We start from the raw sequence: 24,636 nt of genomic DNA, 5'->3' as shown, positions 1-24,636 counted from the left end.
TATCGCGATCGCGGCCTACGGCCGCTCCGAAAAAAGAACCCCGCTTGAAAAAGCGGGGTTCGTCAGCAATCTGAGGCCCCAAAAGGGGCCTTTCTTATTTTATCCGTAAGTCACCACATACCGTGTTGGCTTATGATTCATCGCCAGCACCAAATTCAGCATCACCGCGCCTAGAATCGAAATCGCGATAATTGACGGCGATACAAAGAAGAACGATGCAACAAGAATGGCACAATCAATCGCCATCTGAGTTTTACCAACCGATATTCCAAACTTGTCCTGAATAAACAGACACAACACGTTAAAGCCACCGAGGCTTGAGCGGTGTCTGAAGAGAATCAGCATACCTAGTCCCATCAATAAGCCGCCGGCGATCGCGCAGTAGATAGTATTGACGTTATCCAACGTGACCACTCGATGCATGTTGTCCGTAATAATAGACACTAAGGCACCGGAGATGGCGCTGCTGGCCGCAAAGCGTTTACCGAAGCGTTTCCAAGCAAGTAGGTAAAACGGGCTGTTTAGGGCGAAATAAAGCGTACCGAAAGAAATCGGTACAAACTGACTCATAAGAAGGGCGAGACCTGTAGTACCGCCAGTCAATAGTTGAGCCGACTGAAGAAAGAATATCCCCTGAGCGACGATAAAGGTGCCAGTAAGAATCGCTATCCAGTCTTCTTTGAGTGAGTGTTTTTGCATCAACTTAAAATTCTTCTAATCAATAAACGGCGCAATATTATTGAAAAGTTGATGTTTTCGGTAGCTTGAAGGGGAAATTTACGGTAAACCTATGTAATTCAATTTTTACACTGTGTAAATGGAATTATTGACACTTAGTGCCCGTGATAGCGCCGATTTATCGGCGGATATGATGAAGCCTAAGGTTCACTATGAAAAAACTGCATGAGAAATTTCCAATTTTCTCTTTATGACCTAGATCAAATTATGTATCATGCGAGTCATCAAATGTGGTGACGAAAACGTTTGCTTTTGGTCATTGTGTGGTTTTTTTGAAACTTTCAGAACAATCTGAGTCAGGAGATACAGATGCTTAAGCGTGATATGAACATCGCTGATTACGATGCGGAGCTATTTGCAGCAATTCAAGAAGAGACACTACGTCAAGAAGAGCACATTGAGCTTATCGCTTCGGAAAACTACACCAGCCCTCGCGTAATGGAAGCGCAAGGCTCTCAGCTAACTAACAAATATGCTGAAGGCTACCCAGGTAAGCGCTACTACGGTGGCTGTGAGTATGTTGATAAAGCGGAAGCACTAGCGATTGATCGTGCTTGTGAGCTATTTGGTTGTGAGTACGCGAACGTTCAGCCGCACTCTGGTTCTCAAGCAAACAGCGCAGTATACATGGCGCTACTTAACCCAGGCGATACAGTTCTAGGTATGAGCCTAGCGCACGGTGGTCACCTGACTCACGGTTCTCCAGTAAACTTCTCTGGTAAGCACTACAACGTGATTCCTTACGGTATCGATGAAGCGGGTCAAATCAACTACGATGAGATGGAACAGCTTGCTGTTGAGCACAAGCCTAAGATGATCATCGGTGGTTTCTCTGCATACAGCCAAATCGTGGATTGGGCTCGCATGCGTGAAATCGCAGACAAGGTTGATGCTTATCTATTCGTTGATATGGCGCACGTGGCGGGTCTGATCGCTGCAGGTGTTTACCCAACGCCAGTTCCACACGCTCACGTAGTTACAACAACAACGCACAAAACACTAGCGGGTCCTCGCGGTGGTCTTATCCTGTCTAATGCAGGCGAAGACATGTACAAGAAACTGAACTCTGCTGTATTCCCTGGTGGTCAGGGTGGTCCTCTAATGCACGTTATCGCTGGTAAAGCAGTGGCATTCAAAGAAGCCATGGAGCCAGAGTTTAAAGAGTACCAAGCGCGCGTTGTTAAGAATGCAAAAGCGATGGTTGCACAGTTCCAAGAGCGCGGTTACAAGATCGTCTCTAACGGCACTGAAAACCACCTGTTCCTTGTTGACCTAATCGACAAAGACATCACTGGTAAAGAAGCGGATGCCGCTCTTGGCGCAGCAAACATCACTGTGAACAAGAACTCAGTACCTAATGACCCACGCAGCCCATTCGTAACGTCTGGTATCCGTGTTGGTTCACCTGCGATTACTCGTCGTGGCTTCACTGAAGCAGACGCAACTGAGCTTGCTAACTGGATGTGTGATGTTCTAGATAACATCAACGATGCGTCAGTAATTGAAGCAACGAAAGCGAAAGTACTAGAGATTTGTAAGCGTCTACCTGTTTACGCGTAATTCTCTATTGCTTTAACGCAAAGAAAAAAAGCGAGCTGAAGGCTCGCTTTTTTAGTACCTGAAACTTTAGGTCGCAGGGAGTATTACTTATTGATATTAAGCAAGGTGCCTGACTTGCATCGGAATGAGTAATACTTGCGGCTCTCACTAAACTGACCCAAGCCTTCGCCATTACAGTAGTCAATGTTGATATCACGCATGATATCTAATGTCTTCTCGCTGTTCAGTGCGAACTTAGCACCGTCCTTACAAACGATACGAACGCGACCATCGTCGCTAACCGAGTATAGATTCACTTCAGTGTTACATAGCTCGAATGACGCTTCTAAATAGTTGTCTTGTTGAGTGTTCTGCGCACAGCCTGCAATCACAGTTGACGCGAGAATAGGCAAACCAATTTTCAATAACTTCATGTTACGTCCTTGATTGGGTGAAACTTTTTCTTTAAGCCTACCTAAAAATAGCAAAAATGCGAGTATGAGATTGTCATGTTGCAGATTTTTCTCAAAAAAAACACGAATTGCTTCAATAGCGAATCCGTGTTTTATGTCTCGAAAAAGGCAATGTTACTTCCAAAAAGTAATGCTATTTCACTTCTTCGCCTTTGGCTTGTAGGTCTGCATGGTAAGACGAGCGAACAAATGGACCGCAGGCTGCATGGGTAAAGCCAAGCTCAAGGGCGATCTCTTTTAGCTCATCAAACTCTGATGGCGGCACGTAACGTTCTACTGGCAAGTGGTGACGACTAGGCGCTAGGTATTGACCAAGTGTAAGCATGGTGACGCCGTGAGCACGAAGATCTTTAAGTACTTCAACAATCTCTTCTTTGGTTTCACCAAGGCCCATCATCAAGCCAGACTTAGTCGGTACGTCAGGGTGCATCTCTTTAAACTTCTGAAGAAGTTGCAGCGACCACTTATAGTTCGCACCTGGACGCGCTTTACGATATAAGCGAGGCGCTGTCTCTAGGTTGTGGTTAAACACGTCTGGCGGGTTATCTTTCAGTGCTTCAAGCGCTACATCCATACGGCCACGGAAATCAGGTACCAAGGTCTCGATGCGGATCTCTGGGTTAAGTGCGCGGATTTCACGATTACAGTCAGCAAAATGTTGAGCACCACCATCACGCAAGTCGTCACGGTCAACAGAAGTCACCACAACATACTTAAGCTTCATATCTTTGATGGTTTGAGCAAGCTTTTGCGGTTCGCCTGCTTCAGGTGCATTAGGACGGCCATGAGCTACGTCGCAGAAAGGGCAACGACGAGTACAGATAGCACCAAGGATCATAAAGGTGGCAGTACCGTGATTAAAACACTCAGCTAGGTTAGGGCATGAGGCTTCTTCACAGACCGAGTGAAGATCGTTTTTGCGCATAGCAGACTTAATGTCTTGAATACGCTGGCTGTCTGCTGGCAGCTTAATCTTCATCCATTCTGGTTTACGAAGGATCTGTTTTTGCTCGGTAGGCATGTTCTTTACGGGAATCAGTGCCATCTTGTCAGCGTCACGGTACTTGACGCCTTTTTCCATTTGGATAGGTTTGCTCATCGTCTTATGCTTCTTCGCTGAATTCTACTTGCTCGTAATCAAGTATTTCTAATAGTGCTTTGATCATTTGGTCTTCGACAGTCGAGACCTCTTTGGGACCGCCCAGTTGGCTCACTTGAACCATTTCCATTCCTGCATAGCCACAAGGGTTGATACGAAGGAAAGGGGAGAGATCCATATTAATATTTAGCGCCAGTCCGTGGAATGAGCACCCTTTGCGGATACGCAGACCAAGGGAGCAGACTTTTTTGCCATCGACATACACTCCAGGGGCATCCGGTCGTGCCGCTGACTCAATATCATACGCGTTAAGTGTCTTGATAACGAGGTTTTCGATGTGTGTAACCAGCTCGCGAACGCCGAGCTTTTTACGACGCAAATTGATGAGAAAGTAAGCGACAAGCTGACCCGGACCATGATAGGTCACTTGACCACCTCGGTCACTTTGGACGACTGGGATGTCACCTGTGTTAAGTAGGTGCTCTTCTTTACCAGCCTGTCCCTGGGTAAAGACTGGGTTGTGTTCCACTAACCACACTTCGTCTCGTGTGTCTTGGGTTCGATTGTCAGTGAAATCATGCATGGCTTTCCAGACTGGTTCATAGTCTTTTCGTCCAAGCTTTCTTACAACTAGCTGATTTTCCACCAGTCACCTCGCTGCCACTTAATAAAGTATTCGCATTATAAACATGTTGATGGTTTTGAACTACCAATAAATAACGAATTCTTAACTATTGCGTGATATGAAACTTATATCTAACTGATAAATAAAAAGAAAGCAGCCAAAGCTGCTTTCAAAAAAATTTTAAAGTTTCAAATTTTTATAGAACCATGCGAACAATGTCGATGTCGCCAAGTTCTTTGTAAAGGGTTTCTACTTGCTCGATTGAGGTCGCTGTAATGTTGATAGATACAGCATGGTAGTTACCTTTTGCACTTGGCTTAATGGTTGGACTGTAGTCCCCTGGTGCGTGGCGCTGGATCACTTCCAGCACTTTCTCAGGAAGTTCTGGTTTAGCGTAACCCATCACTTTGAAGGTAAACGAGCAAGGGAACTCTAGTAGGTCTTTGAGTTTTGCATCAGAGTTGATGGTCAACATAATAGGGACTCCAAAAAATACCAATTCTTTATAACGGTGTGAATAGTAATGCCTTACGTGGACGATCTCAAGCCAATGAAAAAGTAAAGCCGCTTGAAGCGGCTTTACGATGACTCGATTACTTTGGCGTTAAACGCTAGGGCTTAGAAAAAGCTCTTGAAAAGTAATACGATGTAATCCCACAAGCGGCTGAACAGGCTACCTTCTTGAACATCTTCAAGAGCAAGCAGCGGGTATTCAGCTACGTCTTCGCCTTCTAGTTGATAGTATAGCTTACCAACAACATCGCCTTTAGATATTGGTGCTTCTAGCTGCTTTTCAAGTACGAAGCTTGCTTTTAGGTTCTTAGCTTGGCCGCGAGGTAGTGTTACATATGTGTCTTGATCAACACCCAGTGCCACTGCGTCTTTGTCACCCATCCAGACTTTTTCTTCAACGAAGGTCTCGTCTGCTTTGTGTGGGTTAACCGTTTCGAAGAATCGGAAGCCGTAGCTGAGTAGCTTTTTGCTTTCTGATTTACGAGCGTTAGCGTTTTTAGTACCCATAACAACCGCAACGAGGCGCATCTTACCTTCAGTCGCCGAGCTCACTAGGCTGTAGCCTGCTTTGCTTGTGTGACCCGTTTTGATGCCATCAACGTTCATGCTCTTGTCCCAAAGTAGCCCGTTACGGTTGTATTGGGTGATGCCGTTGTAGGTGAATTTCTTCTCAGAGTAGATACGGTATTCATCTGGCACGTCTTTGATAAGCGCGCGACCCAGAAGAGCCATGTCGTATGGTGTAGAGTATAGATTTGGGTTATCCAGACCGTGCACGTTAGCGAAGTGCGAGTTGGTCATACCGATAGACTTTGCCCATGCATTCATAAGGTCAACGAATGCATCTTCTGAACCGGCAATGTGCTCAGCCATCGCGACACAAGCATCATTACCCGATTGAATGATGATACCTTTATTTAGCTCATCAACGGTGACCTTAGTGCCCACTTCAATGAACATCTTTGATGAATCAGGGAAGTTTTTTGCCCAAGCATTCTTACTGATGGTCACTTCGTCTTGTGGTGAGATGTTACCGCGCTTTAGCTCTTGGCCGATAACATAGCTGGTCATCATTTTTGTCAGACTCGCTGGGTGAAGCTGAGTGTTCATCTCTTTCTCAGCTAGAACCTTACCAGAGTTGTAGTCCATCAAAACGAAGCCTTTGGCTGCGATTTGAGGTGCATCAGGCATGACAACAGGTGCCGCAGCGGCAGAAGTTGCTGCCAAAGTTGCGGAAAGAGCAATAGTGGTTACAAATTTCATAGAAGATTTATTCTTATTCATTTCGAATGCGTTTGAGTAATAGTTCGTATAGTAACAGAATGTTGACTGCAAACTAGATAGCTTACACTAAGTAACAACAGTTATTTATGTCAATGATGTTTACAGTTTTTTGACAAAAGCTGAGGGGTAGCCAATCTTTTGCACCTGCTCCAGTACGTCCTGGGTTTGCTTGTAGTCTTTAAACGGCCCAAGCATCAGACGATAGTTGCTTTTGACCGGGGTTAAGAATGTATCCACAGACAGTTTTTCACCTAGCTGTTTGGATAATTCATCAATGCGTTCCTTATGAGGTGAAGCTGCAACTTGAATAGTGTACTCAGGGTGCTTGTCCAACTCATGTTGACTGGACGGTTTTTCGACGATAATCACTTCAATCTCAACATTCGCTGTTCCTGTCTTGATGACATCCAGTTTATTCGCTGCAGCATAGCTGAGATCGATAATGCGCCCGTCATGGAATGGACCACGGTCGTTAACACGAACGATGGTTTCTTTGCCGTTATCGAGGTTAGTGACCTTGACATAACTTGGCAATGGCAGCGTTTTGTGCGCGGCTGACATGGAGTACATGTCGTAGACTTCGCCGTTCGACGTTAGGTGCCCATGGAACTTCTTACCATACCAAGAAGCTTCGCCACGTTCTTTAAAGCCTGCTGGGTCTTTAATCACTGTGTAGCTTTTACCGCGCAGCCGATAGTTTTTATTGCCACCTAAGCTATACGGTTCGTATTTCGGTACAGCCCCTTCAACATGGTCGACGGAAATCGGCGCAGTTGGCGCAACATCGTCTTTGAGATCATATCGACTGTCTGATGATGAACACCCTGCAAGGACGATAAGCCCAGAGGCCAAACCTAGCCAAGAAAGGCGCTGGCGCCTTGTGTCATTCCATCTGTTCATTAGGTTGCCTTTGAGAATGCTTTTCTGTGTGTATGAATTGACATAAGAATGCCAAATCCAGCCATCAGGGTCACCATTGAGGTGCCACCGTAGCTGACAAGCGGCAATGGTACACCAACTACCGGTAATATACCGCTCACCATACCAATATTTACAAAAACATAAACGAAGAAGCTAAGAACGATGCTGCCGGCCATCATTCGGCCGAATGCAGTTTGAGCTGAACTGGCGAGATACAGGCCTCGACCGATAATGAATAGGTAGAGAGCGAGTAGCAACAGAATGCCGATCATTCCCCATTCTTCAGCAATAACGGCAAAGATGAAATCGGTGTGGCGCTCGGGCAAAAACTCGAGTTGTGACTGAGTACCCTGCATCCAACCTTTGCCAGCAATACCACCAGAGCCGATAGCAATTTTACTTTGAATGATGTGATAACCCGCGCCCAATGGATCCGACTCCGGGTCAAACAAGGTACGTACGCGCACTTTCTGATACTCGCGCATTAAAAAGAACCAAAGTACGGGGACAAAGGCACTTAACGCGATCACAGCACCAAAGATAATCTTCCAGCTAATACCGGCTAAGAAGATAACGAATATCCCCGAGGCCGCAATCAAAATAGAGGTACCGAGATCGGGCTGCTTAGCGATCAAAATGGTGGGTACGAACACCATGACCAGTGATATGACCAGCGTTTGGAAGGTGATTGGCAGTGAGCGTTTCCCGATATAACGCGCCACCATGAGTGGCACGGCCAACTTGAGCAGTTCGGACGGTTGGAAACGTACAAAACCGAGGTTTAGCCAACGCTGCGCCCCTTTGGAGGCCTCACCGAAAAACAGCACCCCAAATAGCAACATAACTCCGGCAAAGAACATCAACGGCGCTAACGTCTCATAAGTTCTGGGTGACAGTTGAGCCAAGACAACCATCACAACCAAAGCCAGCACCATACGCATCGCCTGTCGGTCCATCATCGTCAAACTTTGGCCACTGGCGCTGTACATCACCACAAGACCAAATCCCATAAGCGCTAGGATTCCGAGCACCAAAGGCAAATCGATGTGGAAGCGTTCGAACATCACTCGGCTTTGACCGGTGGAAGGATCAAATCTCATTCTTCTTCACTCTCTGCATTTTCGGCCAGTGCCAAGTCGAACAGTTGTCGAGCGACTGGCGCACCATTGGTAGAACCGCCACCTGCGTTCTCAATAACGACGGTGACCACGACCTTAGGATCATCAAACGGGGCGAAGCCAGTAAATAATGCATGGTCTTTCAGGTGTTCAGCAACCTCTTCGGCATTATACTCTTCGTCTTCTGCCAAGCTAAACACTTGCGCAGTACCCGATTTACCACCACTTTGAAAAGGCATATTGGTGAAAGAGCGTCGAGCAGTACCCTTGACGCCGTGATTCACTCGGCGCATCCCTTCTAGCGCAATGTCCCAGTATCGCTCTTGCACACCGGTAATTGGCGGTCGTGAGTCGACTTCGCTTAAGGTTTGATGGTCAAAGCTATCGCCATTATCTATGGTTGCACGCAACAGGTGTGGGGAGAGTACCTCACCGCGATTAACAAGAACTGACGTCGCTTTGGCTATCTGCATTGGCGTTGCTGTCCAGTAACCTTGACCGATACCAACCGGGATAGTATCACCTTGATACCAAGGCGTTCTGTGTCTCGCCATCTTCCACTCACGTGTTGGCATGTTGGCTTTGCTCTCTTCATAGATATCAATGCCAGTGTAATCACCAAAGCCAAACATCATCATCCACTTAGATAGGCGGTCAATGCCCATGTCATAGGCGATTTGGTAAAAGAAGGTATCGACAGATTCTTCAATTGCCTTGAGGATGTCCACCTTACCATGTCCCCAACGTAGCCAATCGCGGAATGGACGCGTTTTGGAATTAGGGATACGCCAGTACCCTGGATCGTTACGTGTGGTTTTGGTCGTGATCACGCCTTCTTGCAGTGCTCCAACTGCGATGAACGGTTTTACCGTTGACGCTGGTGGATAGATACCCAGAGTCGCGCGGTTTACCAGAGGTCGGTTCTTATCCTCAAGTAGGGCGCGATAGCCTTTGCCTGAGATGCCGTTTACAAACGCATTTGGGTCGTAACTTGGGCTCGACACCATGGCCAGTACGCCGTTGTCACTTGGGTCGAGAATGATCGCCGAGCCACGTCGACCATCGAGTAGTTTGTGGACTTTGAGCTGCAGCGTAATATCTAGGTTGAGTACAATGTCTTTGCCCGGAATAGGTGGGACGAACTTTAGTGTCCTTAGTACACGGCCACGGCTGTTCACCTCAACTTCCTGATAGCCTGCGGTACCATGCAAAATATCTTCGTAGTAGCGCTCGATACCAAGCTTACCAATATCGCGAGTGGCTTGATAATTTGACTCTTTTTCTTCGCGGATCAGGCGACGCATGTCGCGGTCGTTAATGCGGGACACGTAGCCGATCACGTGCGTTAACACATCACCATAAGGATAGAAGCGTTTTAAGTTGGCGGCGATTTCAACACCGGGAAACTTATGTTGATGGACTGAGAATATCGCCACTTGATCTTCGGTAAGCTGAGTCAGAAGTGGGATCGATTTGAAGCGGCGGGTACGTTTACGGTCGCGATTAAAGGCTTCTTCACGCTCAGGTGATATATCAAGGTACTCTCTCAACGCTTGGATAGTCGCATCCATGTCTTTGACTTTTTCTGGAGTGATCTCTAGGTTGAAGACAGGGCGGTTCTCCGCAAGCAAAATGCCGTTGCGGTCGTAGATTAGCCCGCGGTTTGGCGCGATCGGTACCACTTTGATGCGGTTGTCGTTCGAGCGGGTCTTATAGTCTTGATACTGGTTGATTTGGATGTTGTAGAGGTTAGCGACGAGCACCAACATCATTACAACGATACCAACAAACGCCACAATAGCGCGACTTTTAAACAGTCGCGCTTCGGCCTGATGGTCCCGTATCTGGCTGCGTTTACGTTTCATCGCTAGCTAAATTACTCTCTGTGATACGGATGATTAGCGGTAATTGACCATGCTCGGTATAGGCTCTCCGCCATGACAATGCGTACCAGCGGGTGAGGAAGCGTTAATGCAGACAAAGACCAGCTTTGATCTGCTGCGGCTTTACAAGCTGGTGCTAACCCTTCAGGGCCACCAATCAGAATGGAAACATCACGACCATCCAGCTTCCAGCTTTCAAGCTGCTCAGCAAGCTGAGGCGTATCCCATTTTTTACCTGGAATATCGAGCGTCACAATGCGGTTACCCTTAGGGACCGCCGCCAGCATAGCGTCGCCTTCTTTTTGTAAAATACGCGCAATGTCAGCGTTTTTGCCACGCTTACCGGCTGGAATTTCAATGAGCTCGAGTGGCATGTCGTGAGGGAAACGGCGGCGATACTCTTGAAAGCCTTCTTCTACCCATTTTGGCATCTTAGTACCAACGGCGATCAGTTGAAGTTTCAAACGACTAGCTCCAAAGCTTTTCTAGTTGGTACAGCTCGCGGTGCTCTTCTTGCATCACGTGCAGCATAGTGGAGCCCATATCGAGCACGACCCATTCGCCTTCAGTATCACCGTCGATACCGAGTGGTTCAAGGCCTGCTTTTTTGACTTCCGCAGCAACATGGTCCGCAATTGAAATAACGTGTCTTCTAGAAGTGCCGGTACAGACGATCATGAAGTCTGTGACGCTGGACTTACCTTCAACATCGATAGTGACAATGTCTTGGGCTTTCATATCGTCCGCTTTATCGGCTAGAAAAAGTTTCAATTCTTCGCGTTGCAAAAGAGATTCCTCAGTATGTATATGGTTAGGAGAGTATCGCTACTCAATCGATCGATAATTATATCACGATTTTAAGGTTGCAAAGACAGGCCGTTGTCAGCGCTGCTTAGGTTGAACGTAAGCTGCTGTAAGTATGGCCATGGACTTTGCTCATATTGTGTTTTCACTTGCACTTCAATCGCGCTAAGTAGTTGAATACTCTGACGCAGTCTTTGTGGTGATAGACGGTTTAGTGCAGCACTGTAAAGTGGCTTCTTATTTTGCCAGATTCGGAACTGATCAAAGACGTGGCTAAGCGATGACTGCTGTAACATCGCTTGCATTTTACCAAGCTGAATCAGTTCTTTTTGAATGGTGCGCAGCAAAATCGTCGCTTCCACGCCCTCAGCTTCGAGCTGAGTAAGCACGCGATGAGCGCGTTTGGGTTTGCCTTCCAATAGCGCATCGACCCAGTGAAACACGGTAAAGTGGTTGTGTCTGCTGAGTGATTCTTGCACGCGCACAAGTGTCAATTGACCGTCTGGGTATAGGAGTCCGAGCTTTTCTAGGCTTTGGGAAAGCGCAAACAGGTTACCTTCATGCCATTGGCATAGCAATTGGATCGCTTCACCGTCAGGCGAGAGCTGATTGGCTCTGCAACGCCTCATTACCCATTGCGGCAATTGCTTGATATCGGGTGTGTTACAACTGACTAAGCAGCCATTTAGCGCTTTAAACCATTTTGCAGATTCTTGAGCTCGGGTTAGTTTGGTGCCGGTGATGACGATAACAATGTCGTCATGAAGTGTGGGTGCTATTTCCGTTAAGTGCTTAGCAATACTGGCATTGACACCAGCCTCTGGCATGGTCAGTTCAATAATTTGCTTTGAGGAGAATAAGCTTAGTGCTTGGGTGCAGTCATACACCTCGTTCCAATCAAGGGAGTTATCGACACTAAAACGGTGATGCTCTTCAAAACCTTGCTGTTTAGCGTGGTGAATAATGGCATCGCGGCTTTCTTGCACAAATAGCGGCTCATTGCCAAATAGCAGGAAACAGTGGTGCCATTGCTTAGCAAGATGCTCAGACAGGCGGTCAGCAAATATTCTCACAATCGACTACCTGTTAAGACTGCGACTTGTCTGGTGTGTTGGTCTCAGAGTCTTTAAGCTTTTGCTTTTCTTCATGCTCTTGAATTTCAGTTTTAAGTCGTGCCATTTGACGCATCATTTGCTGCGCAGAAAATTCACGCATTTCATCTTCGATTAGCTTACGCTCTGCCGACTTCGCCAGTGCTGAAAGCGGGTTGTCTAGGTAGCTGCGAGTCATAGTCGCAGTAAAGTCTTTTGAGCCTAAGTTCGGCACCGTCACGCGATAGTTGACCTCATATACCACTTCTTTTTCTGCTGCACGGGTGTTTTGATATAGAGAGAGAGTTCGGTCAGTAATTTTTTCATTAGTGATGTGTATGTTCGGCACATCTTTGTTTGGCGTGACGAGTTCGATTTGGCTTAACCGTAGTTGCTCTTTGACTAATCGAGTGATTTTGCTGTATTGGTCAAAGCTGGTGACAGAGATAGCGGTAATGCCTTCTGGTACTGAGTATTCACCACGTAACTGAAATCCACACGCAGTCAGCAATGAAGAGAGAAGAAGAATAAAACTGGCTTGTGTTAGTTTTTGTTTGAATCGAAACATAGCTACCGAAGACTCTCATTGAAAAGGCTTATGTAAGTTCCAGATCAGAAACTTAGATAAGGCTTTGCTTAAAATGGACGAAAGAGCCGCAGTGGTTAGCTGCGACTCTTGCTATCATAAAGCGATGACGATTAGTTCGCTACAATATTCAGTAGCTTACCAGGTACGTAGATCACTTTACGAACCGTTTTGCCGTCTGTGAACTTAGTGACGTTTTCGTCGTTCAGACCAAGCTCTTCTACTTGCTCTTTAGACGCGTCAGCAGCCACAGTCAGCTTAGCGCGCAGTTTGCCGTTCACTTGAACCACGATCAGCTTCTCGTCTTCAACAAGTGCTTTCTCGTCGTGTTTAGGCCATGCCGCGTTGTCGACGTCAGCCTCACCTAAAGCGACCCACATTTCAAATGAAATATGTGGAGTGATTGGGTAAAGCATTGCCACTACTGCTTTTAGCGCTTCATCTAGAATCGCACGGTCTTGTGCGGACTCTTGAGGCGCTTTCGCTAGCTTGTTCATTAGTTCCATGATAGCAGCGATAGCAGTATTGAACGTTTGACGACGGTCGATATCGTCCGTTACTTTCGCAATAGTCTTGTGAACGTCGCGACGTAGCGCTTTCTGGTCACCAGATAGCGCGGCTGTGTCGACGGCTTCTGCTGCACCTTTTGATGAGTGCTCGTTAACCAGTTTCCAAACACGTTTTAGGAAGCGGTTAGCACCTTCAACGCCAGACTCTTGCCATTCAAGCGTCATGTCTGCAGGTGATGCAAACATCATGAATAGACGTACTGTGTCCGCACCGTACTTGTCTACCATCTCTTGAGGGTCAATACCGTTGTTCTTTGACTTAGACATCTTGATCATGCCTGAGTGCTCAACGTCACGGCCTTGGTTGTCTTTCGCCGAAGTGATGCGACCTTTCCCGTCACGCTCAACAGCAACGTCAGTCGGTGCAACCCACTCTTTACCGCCTTTGTCGTTCTCGTAGTAGAACGCGTCAGCGAGTACCATGCCTTGACATAGTAGCTGCTTGAACGGCTCGTCAGAGGTTACGTAACCCGCGTCACGAAGCAGTTTATGGAAGAAGCGAGAGTACAGTAGGTGCATACAAGCGTGCTCGATACCACCGATGTACTGGTCTACTGGTAGCCAGTAGTTTGCTTTTTCTGGATCTAGGATGTCGTCTGCTTGTGGTGAACAGTAACGTGCGTAGTACCAAGAAGACTCCATAAACGTATCGAACGTGTCGGTTTCACGAAGTGCTGGTTTGCCGTTGAATGTCGTCTTAGCCCACTCTTTGTCGGCTTTAATTGGGCTGGTTACGCCATCCATCACGACATCTTCTGGAAGAATAACGGGCAGTTGATCCGCTGGTACCGGATGAACTTCACCATCTTCAGTGGTCACCATTGGGATTGGAGCACCCCAATAACGCTGACGAGATACACCCCAGTCGCGTAGACGGAAGTTCACGGTCTTGTGACCTTTGCCTTCTGCTTCTAGCTTTGCTGCGATTGCATCGAATGCCGCTTGGAACTCAAGACCATCGAACTCACCAGAGTTAAATAGAACGCCTTTCTCTGTGTAAGCTTCTTCAGAGATGTCTAGCTCACTGCCGTCAGTAGGTTGAATTACTGGCAGAATGTCGATGCCGTACTTAGTCGCGAACTCGAAATCACGTTGGTCGTGACCAGGAACCGCCATAACCGCGCCTGTGCCGTAGTCCATCAATACGAAGTTAGCCACGTAAACGGGTACTTCACGGCCGTTCAATGGGTGAATAGCAGTAAGGCCAGTCGCCATACCTTTCTTCTCCATTGTCGCCAGTTCAGCTTCCGCAACTTTGTTGTTTTTACATTCTTCGATGAATGCAGCAAGTTCAGGGTTGTTCTCAGCCGCGATTGCAGCTAGAGGGTGACCTGCTGCGATACCTACGTACGTCACACCCATTAGGGTATCTGGACGAGTTGTGTAGACTTCTAGATCTTGTTGACCTTTAACTTCAAACTTGAGCTCAACACCTTCAGAGCGACCAATCCAGTTGCGCTGCATGGTCTTAACCATTTCAGGCCAACCTTCAAGGTTGTCTAGATCATCAAGCAGCTCTTGTGCGTATTCAGTGATCTTAATGAACCACTGTGGAATCTCTTTTTGCTCAACCGGAGTATCACAGCGCCAGCAGCAGCCATCTTCAACCTGCTCGTTTGCAAGAACGGTTTGGTCGTTTGGACACCAGTTAACAGAAGACGTCTTCTTATAAACTAGGCCTTTTTCGTAAAGCTTAGTGAAGAACTCTTGCTCCCAGCGGTAGTATTCAGGCGTACAAGTTGCGAACTCGCGGTTCCAGTCGTAGCCAAAACCAAGCAACTTAAGCTGGTTTTTCATGTATTCGATGTTCTCGTACGTCCAAGGCGCAGGTGCCGTGTTGTTCTTCACAGCTGCGTTTTCTGCTGGTAGACCGAATGCATCCCAACCGATTGGTTGCATTACGTTTTTACCTTGTAAACGTTGGAAACGAGATACCACATCACCGATCGTATAGTTACGTACGTGACCCATGTGCAGTCGTCCACTTGGATAAGGGAACATTGACAGGCAGTAGAATTTTTCTTTATTTGGGTCTTCACTTACAACAAAGGTTTCATTGTTGTCCCAGTGCTGTTGAACTTTACGTTCAATGTCTTGTGGGTTGTATTGTTCTTGCATCGATGATGTCCGGTTATCTTGGAATTTGTGAGTTCTGTTACTACAGAGACTAATAGATCGTCATAGAATACCTAAAGGAAGCTCGGTCAACAATAGCCAATATAGCCTTCATCGTATTGGGGTAAATAGGGGGATGTATGCCTAAGCGTAAAACCAGTTATGAAGAAATGATCGAAGATGTGGTTGATAACCTCAAACATAGCCCGGAAGAGCTTCAGCACGTACTTGAAAAGTCAGGACAAGTAGTGGAAGCCGCCAACGACATGACCAAGGACGAGATGGCACTGATCTCTGCCTATGTTAAATCGGATCTCAAAGAGTTTGCTAACAACTACGAAGAGAGTAAAAGTGGGCCTTTTTATCTGATGATTGCTAACTCGGTCTGGCAGGGGCTATTAGACATTACTGATCGAACCAAAGTGGAATGGGTGGAGCTGTTTCAAGATCTGGAGCATCAAGGGGTGTATACATCGGGTGAAATGATTGGGCTCGGTGTGTTGGTGTGTGAGCAGTGTGGTCATAAAACCGAATACAATCATCCGACAGTGATCGGTGATTGTGCGAAATGTGGTAATCAATCCTTTAGTCGTAAACCGTTAAAACCCTAAACGGCCGGTGATATAACACAAGCCCCATAACAGGGGCTTGTATCGAGTCAGTAGGCGCTTAGCTATGCTGCTGTTTAAATTCTTGCACCCACATCGCTGTTGCACCGCACACTGAAACCGGCACGATGAATAGATTCAAAATAGGAATTGCGGTAAATAAAGACACGAGCATGCCAAAGCCATAGGCTTTGCCTTGTTTTTGCTTTATTGATAGGCGCATGTCATTAAACGGTACTTTGTGATTATCAAATGGATAGTCACAGTATTGAATCGCCAGCATCCAAGCCGTAAAAATAAACCAAGCAAAAGGACCGATGGTTTGACCCAATGCTGGAATCAGCAGTAGCAAAAATAAACCGATCGCTTTAGGTAGCGTGTAAAGCAGTTTGCGCCACTCACGCGCCATAATTCTCGGCACGTCTTTGACGACACTCATCAGTCCGTCGTCGTTGATTCGATTTCCAGTGAGCTTTTCTTCAACTTTTTCTGCCAGCAGGCCGTTAAAAGGCGCGGCAATGAAGTTAGCTAAGGTGCTAAAAAAGTAGGAAAAGGTCGCGAGAATTGTGAGAGCCAGTAAAGGCCATAGAATGTAGCTGAGCCAAGATAGAAACTCTGGTAAGTAACCAAGCCAGCTCTCAATCCATGTATTTAAGTGGGAGAAGAGATAATACATCGCTGAGCCAACCAAAAGGATATTGGCCAAAAGAGGCATCAGCACATAGCGTCTGATCCCGGGCATAAAAGCGATTTGAAAACCTTGCATGAAGTAGCCAAACCCAGTGTTTGCTTTGTTCAAAATTGGTGTCCTTTGTCTGGTTTTTGCGTTGCTTATGACTTCGACTATAACAAAAAAGGGTTTACGAAATCACAAACTTCTTATACTTAGGTGTTCTAATCGTCTATAGAGTTTTGGTAAAGTAAAGAAAGTTGAAGTGCGAAAGTACTTCTGTAAGGACTATTTTTAACATTGAGAGCAAACAATGCAGGAATTGCGATTCGTACTCATTATTGTCGGTGCCTTAGCTATCGCGGCGCTGTTGTTTCACGGCTTGTGGTCGAGTAAGAAAGAAGGCCAAAAGAAATTTGGTGACAGACCGCTAGGAAAGATAGACGACAATGATACCGCCGACGAATACGTCGCTCCTGAAGATGATTTTGAAATCATCAGAAAGACTCGTACCGAGCCAGACTTTGGTTTAAACGCGCAAAAGCCTGCTTACGATCCACTAGAGTCGACTGTGCCAGAGACTGATGCCCCACAGGACGCGCTTGTTGATGCTGCGCCAATTAATGAGGCGTCTTTGGAACCAACAAAGCCGGTTACAGAGGTTGAGCCTACAGTGGTTTCTCACGAAGAGGAAGAGCAAGAGCCTTTGCCATCGTTTACAGCCAATAAAGAACATGAAGAAATCGAGGCCGACGAACCTAGTATTAACTTAGATACATTAGATGAAAGCTTGGATGAAGAACCGCCAGCTGTGGTGAACCTTTCTGAGGCCAGTAAAGAGGTTAAAGAAGAGCCGAAAGAGCCTGACATGCAAGTGCTGGTGCTGAACGTACACTGTTCGGGCGAAGCGCCATTCAATGGAACTCAACTTTTTGACAGCATGCGCCAAAATGGCTTGATTTACGGTGAAATGGACATCTTCCATCGTCATGCTGATCTCTCTGGTACTGGCAAGGTGCTATTCAGTGTTGCCAATATGATGCAACCGGGCACACTTCAGCATGATGATCCGGCCACCTTCACGACCAAAGGGATCTCATTTTTCATGACTCTTCCTTGCTTTGGGGAAGCTGAGCAAAACTTTAAGCTCATGCTAAGAACCGCGCAGCAAATATCTGATGATCTTGGCGGTAATGTGCTTGATGACCAACGCAACCTAATGACGCCGCAACGACTGGATGCATACCGTCAGCAAATTAAAGATTTTAACCAAGCGAAAGCCAGCGCTTAAACCCATCAATTCGAAGCAAAAAAAGGCTCCTTAGGAGCCTTTTTTATCAATACTATCAAGGTATAACATGTCGCAACAACGATTAAACGAACTCAAACAACAGCTCCACTATCATGGTGTGAAGTACTATGTTGAAGACAGCCCTGAGATCCCAGACGTCGAGTACGACCGTCTGATGCAAGAGCTGCTCGCGATTGAAGCGGAGCACCCAGAGTGGGTGACGGTTGACTCTCCAAGTCAGCGTGTGGGTGGTTTACCGTTGGATAGCTTTAGCCAAGTTCAGCATGAAATTCCGATGCTCTCCCTTGATAATGCGTTTTCTGATGAAGATCTCGATGGCTTTAATAAGCGAATTTGCGAGCGCCTCAACCGAACCAGCGTCGGTGACTACTGCTGCGAAGTAAAACTCGATGGCCTGGCGGTGAGCCTTCTGTATGAAAACGGTGTTCTTATCCAAGCTGCGACACGCGGCGATGGGACTACGGGTGAAAACATTACCGAGAATGTTCGCACGATCAGTGCCATTCCACTCAAGCTTCAAGGTGAGGATATCCCTGCTCGTATCGAAGTGCGCGGTGAAGTGTTTATGCCAAAAGCGGGCTTCGAGAAGCTCAACGAAATCGCCTCAAAAAAAGGCGAGAAGGTATTTGTAAACCCAAGAAACGCGGCAGCAGGTAGTTTGCGCCAGCTGGACTCTCGTATTACCGCTAAAAGACCGCTGAGCTTTTATGCCTACAGCTTAGGCGTTGTTGAAGGTACCGATCTTCCTGTAAGCCACTACGACCGTTTCCTTAAGCTCAAGTCGCTGGGTTTCCCTATGGGGCCAGAGACCAAGCGAGTAAGCAGTATTGAAGAAGTGAAGCAGTACCATAAAGCCATCCAAGAAAAGCGCGACGACCTAGCGTATGAAATTGATGGTGTGGTTATCAAAGTTGACGAAATTGCACTTCAAGAGCAGCTCGGCTTCGTCGCTCGTGCACCGCGCTGGGCGATTGCGTACAAATTCCCAGCACAAGAAGAGATCACTGTACTGAACTCGGTTGACTTCCAAGTGGGACGTACTGGTGCAATTACTCCAGTGGCGAAGCTTGAACCCGTATTTGTCGGTGGAGTAACCGTGAGTAATGCCACGCTGCACAATGCGGATGAAATTGCGCGTCTTGGCGTTAAGGTTGGCGATAGTGTGATTATTCGCCGCGCGGGTGATGTTATTCCACAAATCGTTTCTTACGTCCCAGAGCGTCGCCCAGACGATGCCAAAGATATTGATTTTCCAACCCATTGCCCAGTTTGCTCCTCGTTAGTTGAACGCATCGAAGGTGAAGCCGTAGCAAGATGCACAGGTGGCCTGGTTTGCCAAGCTCAGCGTAAAGAAGCATTGAAGCACTTTGTATCGCGCAAAGCGTTAGATGTGGATGGCTTAGGTGAAAAAGTGATTGAGCAGCTGGTGGATAAAGAGATGGTGGAAACGCCTGCCGATCTGTTCCGTTTGTCTGCAGGTCAATTGACGATTTTGGAGCGTATGGGGCCTAAATCGGCGCAAAATGTGGTGAATGCACTAAACGCATCAAAAGAAACCACGTTAGCTCGCTTCCTATACTCTCTTGGTATTCGTGAAGTGGGTGAAGCAACGGCTGCAAACTTGGCATCGCACTTTAAAACGCTAGACGCCATTAGCAAAGCTACTCACGAGCAGCTTATTGATGTGCAAGACGTCGGCGAGATTGTCGCTAAGCATATTCAGTTCTTCTTTAAAGCAGAACTGAATCAAAGCGTCATTGCTGCACTTATTGAAGCCGGTGTACATTGGCCTGCGATTGAAGAGCTAGCACAAGATACACCTCAGCCGCTTGCAGGAAAGGTGGTGGTATTGACCGGTTCATTATCCGTACTCAACCGTAATGACGCTAAAGCTGCGCTGCAAGCACTCGGCGCGAAAGTGACCGGCAGTGTTTCTAAGAAAACAGACATTCTTTTTGCTGGTGAGAATGCGGGGTCTAAGCTGGCGAAAGCGCAGGAATTGGATATTGAAATTAAAACTGAAGCCGATTTGATAGCGTTAATTAAATAAAATTCTTTTAATTTAGAATCAGCCCTGCATTTTGCGGGGCTTTTTTTTGCGAGTAATATCAAATAAAATTTCGTTAGTGCAACAGGAATTAAAAATCAAATGCCATGTTCGCTATATTATTTTTTGTTTTGATAAAATAAATATCATGCGAGTCACTTCACGAAAAACAGCCTAAATAGCGACTAATAGCTCTCAAATTATCACTGTAAAGGATTTCATTAAAGTGTGACTTAAAAATAAGATCTCCATCAATAACTAACCTCAAAATTTGTACTGCCTCCTATTTTTCTTACCCAAAATAAGTCTTAAATTGATATTTTTTCTCGCGAAGTTAGTCTAGTGAATATGGATACACACAGTGTAGACAGCAAAATTAATCAGAAGTTCTGATTAAAAATAAAAAGGAAATGATTCACTCTTCGGCGGCCAACTTAAGAATGAATTATGGACAGCAGCTATACCCATTTTTAGGAGTTTAATTCCATGGAAAAAATGTTTAAACGCACCCTTCTAGGTGCAGCAGTGGCGTCATTAACAATGGCAGGTGCAGTTCAAGCGAAACCAGCAACAGATACTGTTGACCTATATGGTCAGGTTGCGCTTTCTGTTTGGCAATTTGGCGAAGACAAAATTGGCGGTGGCGATGCTCCAATTAAGTTAGAAAACGAATCTCGTTTTGGTTTGCGTGGTTCTCATGAACTGGATCGCGGTCCTAAGTTCATTTGGCAACTTGAAGGCGGTAACGTTGGTGACGATGGCGCTGGTAGCGGTCTGGGTGTTCGTGATACCTACGGTGGTTTTGAGTTTGAAGACGCAGGTCGTATCCGTATCGGTCGTATGCTAACGCCTCTATACGAAATCATTGACTGGCCTTACTCAGGTCAGCGTGCTGGTGCTGTCTTTGACTGGGGCGGCGACATTATCGGTGGTGCACGTTATGACCGTCAATCAAACATGGTTCGTTATGACTCTGCAAACCTAGGTGGCTTTACGTTTAATGTTGCTGCAGGTCGTGGTACGGAAAGTGTGAAAGACTCTAACTTTGTTGGTTTGGGTGCTCACTACTCAACGGGCTTCTTTACAGTGCACGGTGGCTATGAAGCTGGCCAAGATCGCCAAATCAGTAAGCTAGGTGACCTTGTTAAGCGTTGGCAGAACCAAAACCCTGGTGAAGGTCCAACAATTGGTGAAGAATTTGATGCGAAAGGTGAGTCTGATACTAACGCAGCGCTACTAGGCTTCGAGCTAAACTTTGATACATTTGCATTCTACGGTGCCTACAAACGCGAGCAAGCAGACTACAGCAACATCACTGTTACGTTTAAAGAAAACGGCGATGATAAAACTGAAACGTTTGAAAACACTAAGCTTGAACAAGATAGCTACTCTCTAGGTGTAGTATTTAGTGGTGTTGAGAACTGGCAGTTCAAAGCTAACTATGCTGCAAACATGGACGTGAAACTTGACGGTTCTTCAGTTACTGATACGGCAGACAGCATTGTTTCTGCTCAGGCTCTATACTTCCTAGACGACTCTGCAGTAACTTATGTTCGTCCATACATGATCTCTAAAGATGGCTCTGATAATGAGTTTGGTTGGGGCTTAGGCGTAGAATACTACTTCTAATCTCAATACAATATACTGCCTAATTCGCCGGCTCTTTGAGCCGGCTTTTTTGCATTATTGAAGAGCTTAAAAAAAACTCGCTATATAGTTAGCGCGCTCTTCATTAAATGACTTTAATTAGTCATCGAGATTACTAATAGCCCAGGTTAGGAATTTTTTTCTCTCTTCTAGTGATGCAGATTTAAACGTCGTTTTCAGGCTGTCATAGTGGTCGGTTGTTTTTTCACTTACTATGAGCGTAGGGCTTCGGTAGTTTTTCAAACTCGCAGGTAGGTTTGTTTTGTTGTAGTCTTCAACTTCTTTTACCATGTCAGCTGCAAGGCTAAAGGTCAGACCCAGTTGACCCTTGTTGATGTTAACGACTTCACCAGAGCTTACATTGACGTCAAACGTGGGCTTGTCATTAAACATACTGCCTTCATAGAGCGTTTTTATATTTGGCACATCAAATGATAAAACGGCATCTTTGCCTTCAAATGTTGCCACCAAAGGCTGGGACTTATACTTTGTTTTTTCAGAGCCAGTTTCCATAACAATTTTTGATATACGGAACACAATTTGGTTGACGCCATCTTCTAGTTCGATGTCACCTTTTGAGTCAAAGCCAAAGCTTGAGTAGCCAGAGTCCTTTTCGTTTACGGTTAATACTTGAATGCCTTTTGGTACTTTAACGGTAACGGCTGAGAATGCGATTGACGGTGCGAGTATGAGACTCGCTAGCATAGGGTATTTTAGCTTCATTGCCACTCCTTTAGACTTTGCCTGTATGGCAATCTTTGTGTAGGGTAACCATGATTTTAGTTTTTTTGTTTCGCGAATAATAGCAGTGCTATGTAAACTGGAGAAGGAAGAACATATTTTTGCGAGACAGTTATCACTCTGTTGTCCAATGTGAAACGAAGGTAAGTAATGAACATTAGTGAAGTGGCCAAGCGTACCGGGCTAACGGCAAAGTCGATCCGTTTATATGAAGACAAGCAGCTTATCTCATTGCCCAAACGAGAAGGCAATGGGTATAGAATCTATGGTGAGCATCATATTGAAGAACTCCGTGTTATTGCTAGAGCTAAACGAGTAGGTTTTACTTTGGATGAGTGTCGTGAATTGGTGCTTATTTCGATGAACGAACAGCGTATGAGTGCAGAAGTAAAACAAAAGGCGACTGAGAAATTGGATGAGGTTCGGAGGAAGATCCTTGAACTGCAAACAATAGAAAGTCAGCTAATCGATTGGATATCTTCATGTCCGGGTGACGAAAGTTCAACGTGCCCGATCGTTGATGACTTAAAAAAAGGCTGCACGAGATGATCACCTGCAGCCTTGTCGCTCTGAAAGAGACCTATTTTTAAAATAGCTTCTCACCGCCTGCTCGCTGACAAACCACAAGTGGAACAAACGTACGTGAACCATCTGGTAATTGGCAATCTACAAATGGACCGGCTGCTGAACTTTCGTATGCTGCGCTTGGCAATGAGAATGCAAGTATGCCCCCTAGCAACAGTGCTTTGATGTATTTCATAACCTTCCCTCTCAATCGATACAAATAATGTGAACTTTCTCGCAAAATTGGCGAGTCGACTTAAGTATGAGTATTAGAGAATAAAGATCAAAAAATATTGAAAGAATAAAAAAATTTTTACGTCCAAATAAGTATGACTTAATTGCTTACGAGAAAAAATAATAGACTGAAATTAAAAACAATTGTTTTAGGTTGGTAATGCTGAGGAAATGAATAAAATCGAATACATAGCCCTTCACACATTACTTTGTTTCTAACAATATCTAACCCATCTGTGGTTAATGTTCTGATTTATAGTGATTTTTTATAGTCGAGCACTGATTTTTTGTGAGAAAATCAGCCAATTACGAAAAAGTCGCTCGTCTTAGTAGTTTTTGGTCATTTTGTCGTCTTGTGCTGTCTCAGGTTTAAGACGCTATTCATGTGTTTTCATACTGCAGTGCGCCGATTCAGGGCGACTTATTTGCTCAATTGAAAACCCTTGCTGCTTAAGTAATGCCACCACACTCTCTTGTCCAACTAAATGTAATGCTCCCACCGCGATAAAAAATGTCCCATTTTTATACTCAGATGAGGTTACTAAGCGTCGAACCCATGTTTGATTTCTGTCGATAAGAAATCGCTGGTAAAAGTCGTCGTTATCGCTGTCGATCTGCAACATCGCCTCTAGGTTAGCGATGTCGCCATGACTCCATGACTTGATCAAGCATTGGATATTGTTTTCGGCGTAGGACCACTCTTGAATCGTCTGAAGCAGCATTTGTTTTCCGCCTAGTGGCTGATCCGCAAGTAAGTCGATTTGAAATTGTAGCGACTCGAGCCCTTTAACTGGAAGCGCATGAATTTGTGCCCAGTGGCTTAGTTGGTGTTCCACGCCAAACTCGGCATGAAAGTCGAGCGCTGTAAAAACATGTTGCTGCAATACCAAAGCGGCTTGCCATGAGGGCAGGGACTTTAGCATGTCGATATTAAGTTGGCTCTCTGAGGCGATCTCATTGAGCTGTGCTAGTTTGTCATTTGATAATACTTCCTTTACTGGATGTTCGACAGGACTGGGAAAGTCGATATTTCCCCCGAGTTCAGCCTCTAAGACGAGCGCGTCACTTTGCTTGATTGCCATTTCTATTGGCTGGCTTATGGCTTGCTGAGACTTCGAACCAACATGAACGGTACCAAACAAATACAGTGTTTGTGATCCCTTTTGAGCTTTGTATAGCAGTGGCTCAGCGGTGACGCCAAAAGAAAGTAATGAAATCAGTAACGTAGAAAACGTCAAAATTGACTTTTTGGGTATAAATGCTGACCAGGTGAATTGCGAGACGACTAACATTTTTAAGCTCAATGAAAATAAGGGATAACCAAAGGATATCAATTGGTTTGAATATGGGGAAGAAGTTCTAAAATTCACTGTAACAAAAGCGTCATCTTGTTGAGTAGATATTCTGAAAAATTACGACATTATGGATTTAAGTTGTTGTAATTATTAACTTTAC

24 protein-coding genes are annotated in these 24,636 nt (G+C 45.8%); 6 read left to right on the top strand and 18 right to left on the bottom strand.

The window, feature by feature from the left end; all coding sequences use genetic code 11:
- Nucleotides 1-99: 99 nt before the first annotated feature.
- Nucleotides 100-699, bottom strand: coding sequence for a YitT family protein (locus AAA946_RS12685; RefSeq protein ID WP_338165175.1), 600 nt, complete (start codon nt 697-699; stop codon nt 100-102).
- A gap of 348 nt (nt 700-1,047) precedes the next feature.
- On the opposite strand from AAA946_RS12685, the gene glyA reads away from it, so the two are divergent.
- A complete protein-coding gene (gene glyA / locus AAA946_RS12680) occupies nt 1,048-2,298 on the top strand; it encodes a serine hydroxymethyltransferase (RefSeq protein ID WP_042496689.1) in 1,251 nt (416 codons plus the stop codon).
- Between the two features lie 83 nt (nt 2,299-2,381).
- On the opposite strand, the gene AAA946_RS12675 is transcribed toward glyA, so the two are convergent.
- The 13 genes from AAA946_RS12675 to leuS form a co-directional block, all read right to left on the bottom strand.
- Entirely contained in the window at nt 2,382-2,711 is a 330-nt protein-coding gene (locus AAA946_RS12675; protein WP_338165174.1) for a hypothetical protein, read from the bottom strand.
- Between the two features lie 172 nt (nt 2,712-2,883).
- Nucleotides 2,884-3,849, bottom strand: a complete 966-nt coding sequence (gene lipA, locus AAA946_RS12670; RefSeq protein WP_338165173.1) for a lipoyl synthase — start codon at nt 3,847-3,849, stop codon at nt 2,884-2,886.
- Between the two features lie 4 nt (nt 3,850-3,853).
- The gene (gene lipB, locus AAA946_RS12665; RefSeq protein WP_338165172.1) at nt 3,854-4,495 is read right to left on the bottom strand and encodes a lipoyl(octanoyl) transferase LipB; all 642 of its coding nucleotides are present in this window, start codon (nt 4,493-4,495) and stop codon (nt 3,854-3,856) included.
- A 175-nt stretch (nt 4,496-4,670) separates the two neighbouring features.
- Nucleotides 4,671-4,949, bottom strand: a complete 279-nt coding sequence (gene ybeD, locus AAA946_RS12660) for a DUF493 family protein YbeD (RefSeq protein WP_042496698.1) — start codon at nt 4,947-4,949, stop codon at nt 4,671-4,673.
- Nucleotides 4,950-5,092: 143 nt separating this feature from the next.
- Nucleotides 5,093-6,271 (bottom strand): serine hydrolase, encoded by a 1,179-nt coding sequence (locus AAA946_RS12655; protein WP_338165171.1) that lies wholly within the window; start codon nt 6,269-6,271, stop codon nt 5,093-5,095.
- A gap of 99 nt (nt 6,272-6,370) precedes the next feature.
- Nucleotides 6,371-7,171, bottom strand: a complete 801-nt coding sequence (locus AAA946_RS12650) for a septal ring lytic transglycosylase RlpA family protein (protein ID WP_338165170.1) — start codon at nt 7,169-7,171, stop codon at nt 6,371-6,373.
- Nucleotides 7,171-8,292, bottom strand: coding sequence for a rod shape-determining protein RodA (rodA, locus tag AAA946_RS12645; RefSeq protein ID WP_338165169.1), 1,122 nt, complete (start codon nt 8,290-8,292; stop codon nt 7,171-7,173). The genes AAA946_RS12650 and rodA overlap by 1 nt, the downstream gene beginning before the upstream one ends.
- Nucleotides 8,289-10,175, bottom strand: a complete 1,887-nt coding sequence (mrdA, locus tag AAA946_RS12640; protein ID WP_338165168.1) for a penicillin-binding protein 2 — start codon at nt 10,173-10,175, stop codon at nt 8,289-8,291. Before mrdA ends, rodA begins: the two co-directional genes overlap by 4 nt.
- Nucleotides 10,176-10,186: 11 nt before the next feature.
- Entirely contained in the window at nt 10,187-10,657 is a 471-nt protein-coding gene (gene rlmH / locus AAA946_RS12635; protein WP_338165167.1) for a 23S rRNA (pseudouridine(1915)-N(3))-methyltransferase RlmH, read from the bottom strand.
- Nucleotides 10,658-10,661: 4 nt separating this feature from the next.
- A complete protein-coding gene (gene rsfS / locus AAA946_RS12630) occupies nt 10,662-10,979 on the bottom strand; it encodes a ribosome silencing factor (RefSeq protein ID WP_338165166.1) in 318 nt (105 codons plus the stop codon).
- 71 nt (nt 10,980-11,050) lie between these two features.
- Nucleotides 11,051-12,070: a DNA polymerase III subunit delta gene (holA, locus tag AAA946_RS12625; RefSeq protein WP_338165165.1), complete on the bottom strand. Its 1,020-nt coding sequence runs from the start codon at nt 12,068-12,070 to the stop codon at nt 11,051-11,053.
- A 13-nt stretch (nt 12,071-12,083) separates the two neighbouring features.
- The gene (locus AAA946_RS12620) at nt 12,084-12,656 is read right to left on the bottom strand and encodes an LPS-assembly lipoprotein LptE (protein ID WP_338165164.1); all 573 of its coding nucleotides are present in this window, start codon (nt 12,654-12,656) and stop codon (nt 12,084-12,086) included.
- A 131-nt stretch (nt 12,657-12,787) separates the two neighbouring features.
- A complete protein-coding gene (gene leuS, locus AAA946_RS12615) occupies nt 12,788-15,361 on the bottom strand; it encodes a leucine--tRNA ligase (RefSeq protein WP_338165163.1) in 2,574 nt (857 codons plus the stop codon).
- A gap of 137 nt (nt 15,362-15,498) precedes the next feature.
- Here leuS and AAA946_RS12610 point away from each other — a divergent pair, with 137 nt between their 5' ends.
- Nucleotides 15,499-15,969, top strand: coding sequence for a zinc ribbon-containing protein (locus tag AAA946_RS12610; RefSeq protein ID WP_338165162.1), 471 nt, complete (start codon nt 15,499-15,501; stop codon nt 15,967-15,969).
- A 58-nt stretch (nt 15,970-16,027) separates the two neighbouring features.
- Here AAA946_RS12610 and cysZ read toward each other — a convergent pair whose 3' ends face one another.
- Nucleotides 16,028-16,765 (bottom strand): sulfate transporter CysZ, encoded by a 738-nt coding sequence (cysZ, locus tag AAA946_RS12605; RefSeq protein ID WP_338165161.1) that lies wholly within the window; start codon nt 16,763-16,765, stop codon nt 16,028-16,030.
- Nucleotides 16,766-16,949: 184 nt separating this feature from the next.
- On the opposite strand from cysZ, the gene zipA reads away from it, so the two are divergent.
- From zipA to AAA946_RS12590, 3 genes are all read left to right on the top strand, one after another.
- Entirely contained in the window at nt 16,950-17,927 is a 978-nt protein-coding gene (zipA, locus tag AAA946_RS12600) for a cell division protein ZipA (protein WP_338165160.1), read from the top strand.
- Nucleotides 17,928-17,994: 67 nt separating this feature from the next.
- On the top strand, nt 17,995-19,998 hold the full coding sequence (ligA, locus tag AAA946_RS12595) for an NAD-dependent DNA ligase LigA (protein WP_338165159.1): 2,004 nt from the start codon (nt 17,995-17,997) through the stop codon (nt 19,996-19,998).
- Nucleotides 19,999-20,481: 483 nt separating this feature from the next.
- A complete protein-coding gene (locus tag AAA946_RS12590) occupies nt 20,482-21,624 on the top strand; it encodes a porin (RefSeq protein WP_338165158.1) in 1,143 nt (380 codons plus the stop codon).
- Between the two features lie 117 nt (nt 21,625-21,741).
- Here the strand turns inward: AAA946_RS12590 and AAA946_RS12585 are convergent, their stop codons facing one another.
- Entirely contained in the window at nt 21,742-22,365 is a 624-nt protein-coding gene (locus tag AAA946_RS12585; RefSeq protein WP_338165157.1) for a YccT family protein, read from the bottom strand.
- A 168-nt stretch (nt 22,366-22,533) separates the two neighbouring features.
- Between AAA946_RS12585 and cueR the strand changes: the two genes are divergently transcribed.
- Entirely contained in the window at nt 22,534-22,932 is a 399-nt protein-coding gene (gene cueR, locus AAA946_RS12580) for a Cu(I)-responsive transcriptional regulator (RefSeq protein ID WP_338165156.1), read from the top strand.
- A 37-nt stretch (nt 22,933-22,969) separates the two neighbouring features.
- Here the strand turns inward: cueR and AAA946_RS12575 are convergent, their stop codons facing one another.
- Nucleotides 22,970-23,143, bottom strand: coding sequence for a hypothetical protein (locus AAA946_RS12575; RefSeq protein ID WP_338165155.1), 174 nt, complete (start codon nt 23,141-23,143; stop codon nt 22,970-22,972).
- A gap of 415 nt (nt 23,144-23,558) precedes the next feature.
- Nucleotides 23,559-24,419: a TraB/GumN family protein gene (locus AAA946_RS12570; RefSeq protein WP_338165154.1), complete on the bottom strand. Its 861-nt coding sequence runs from the start codon at nt 24,417-24,419 to the stop codon at nt 23,559-23,561.
- Nucleotides 24,420-24,636 lie beyond the last annotated feature (217 nt).

The sequence above is a fragment of the Vibrio sp. 10N genome, from assembly GCF_036245475.1.
Classification (GTDB): domain Bacteria; phylum Pseudomonadota; class Gammaproteobacteria; order Enterobacterales; family Vibrionaceae; genus Vibrio.
The sequence above is the reverse complement of the archived record's forward strand: the minus strand, read 5'-3'. Positions and strand labels throughout refer to the sequence as shown.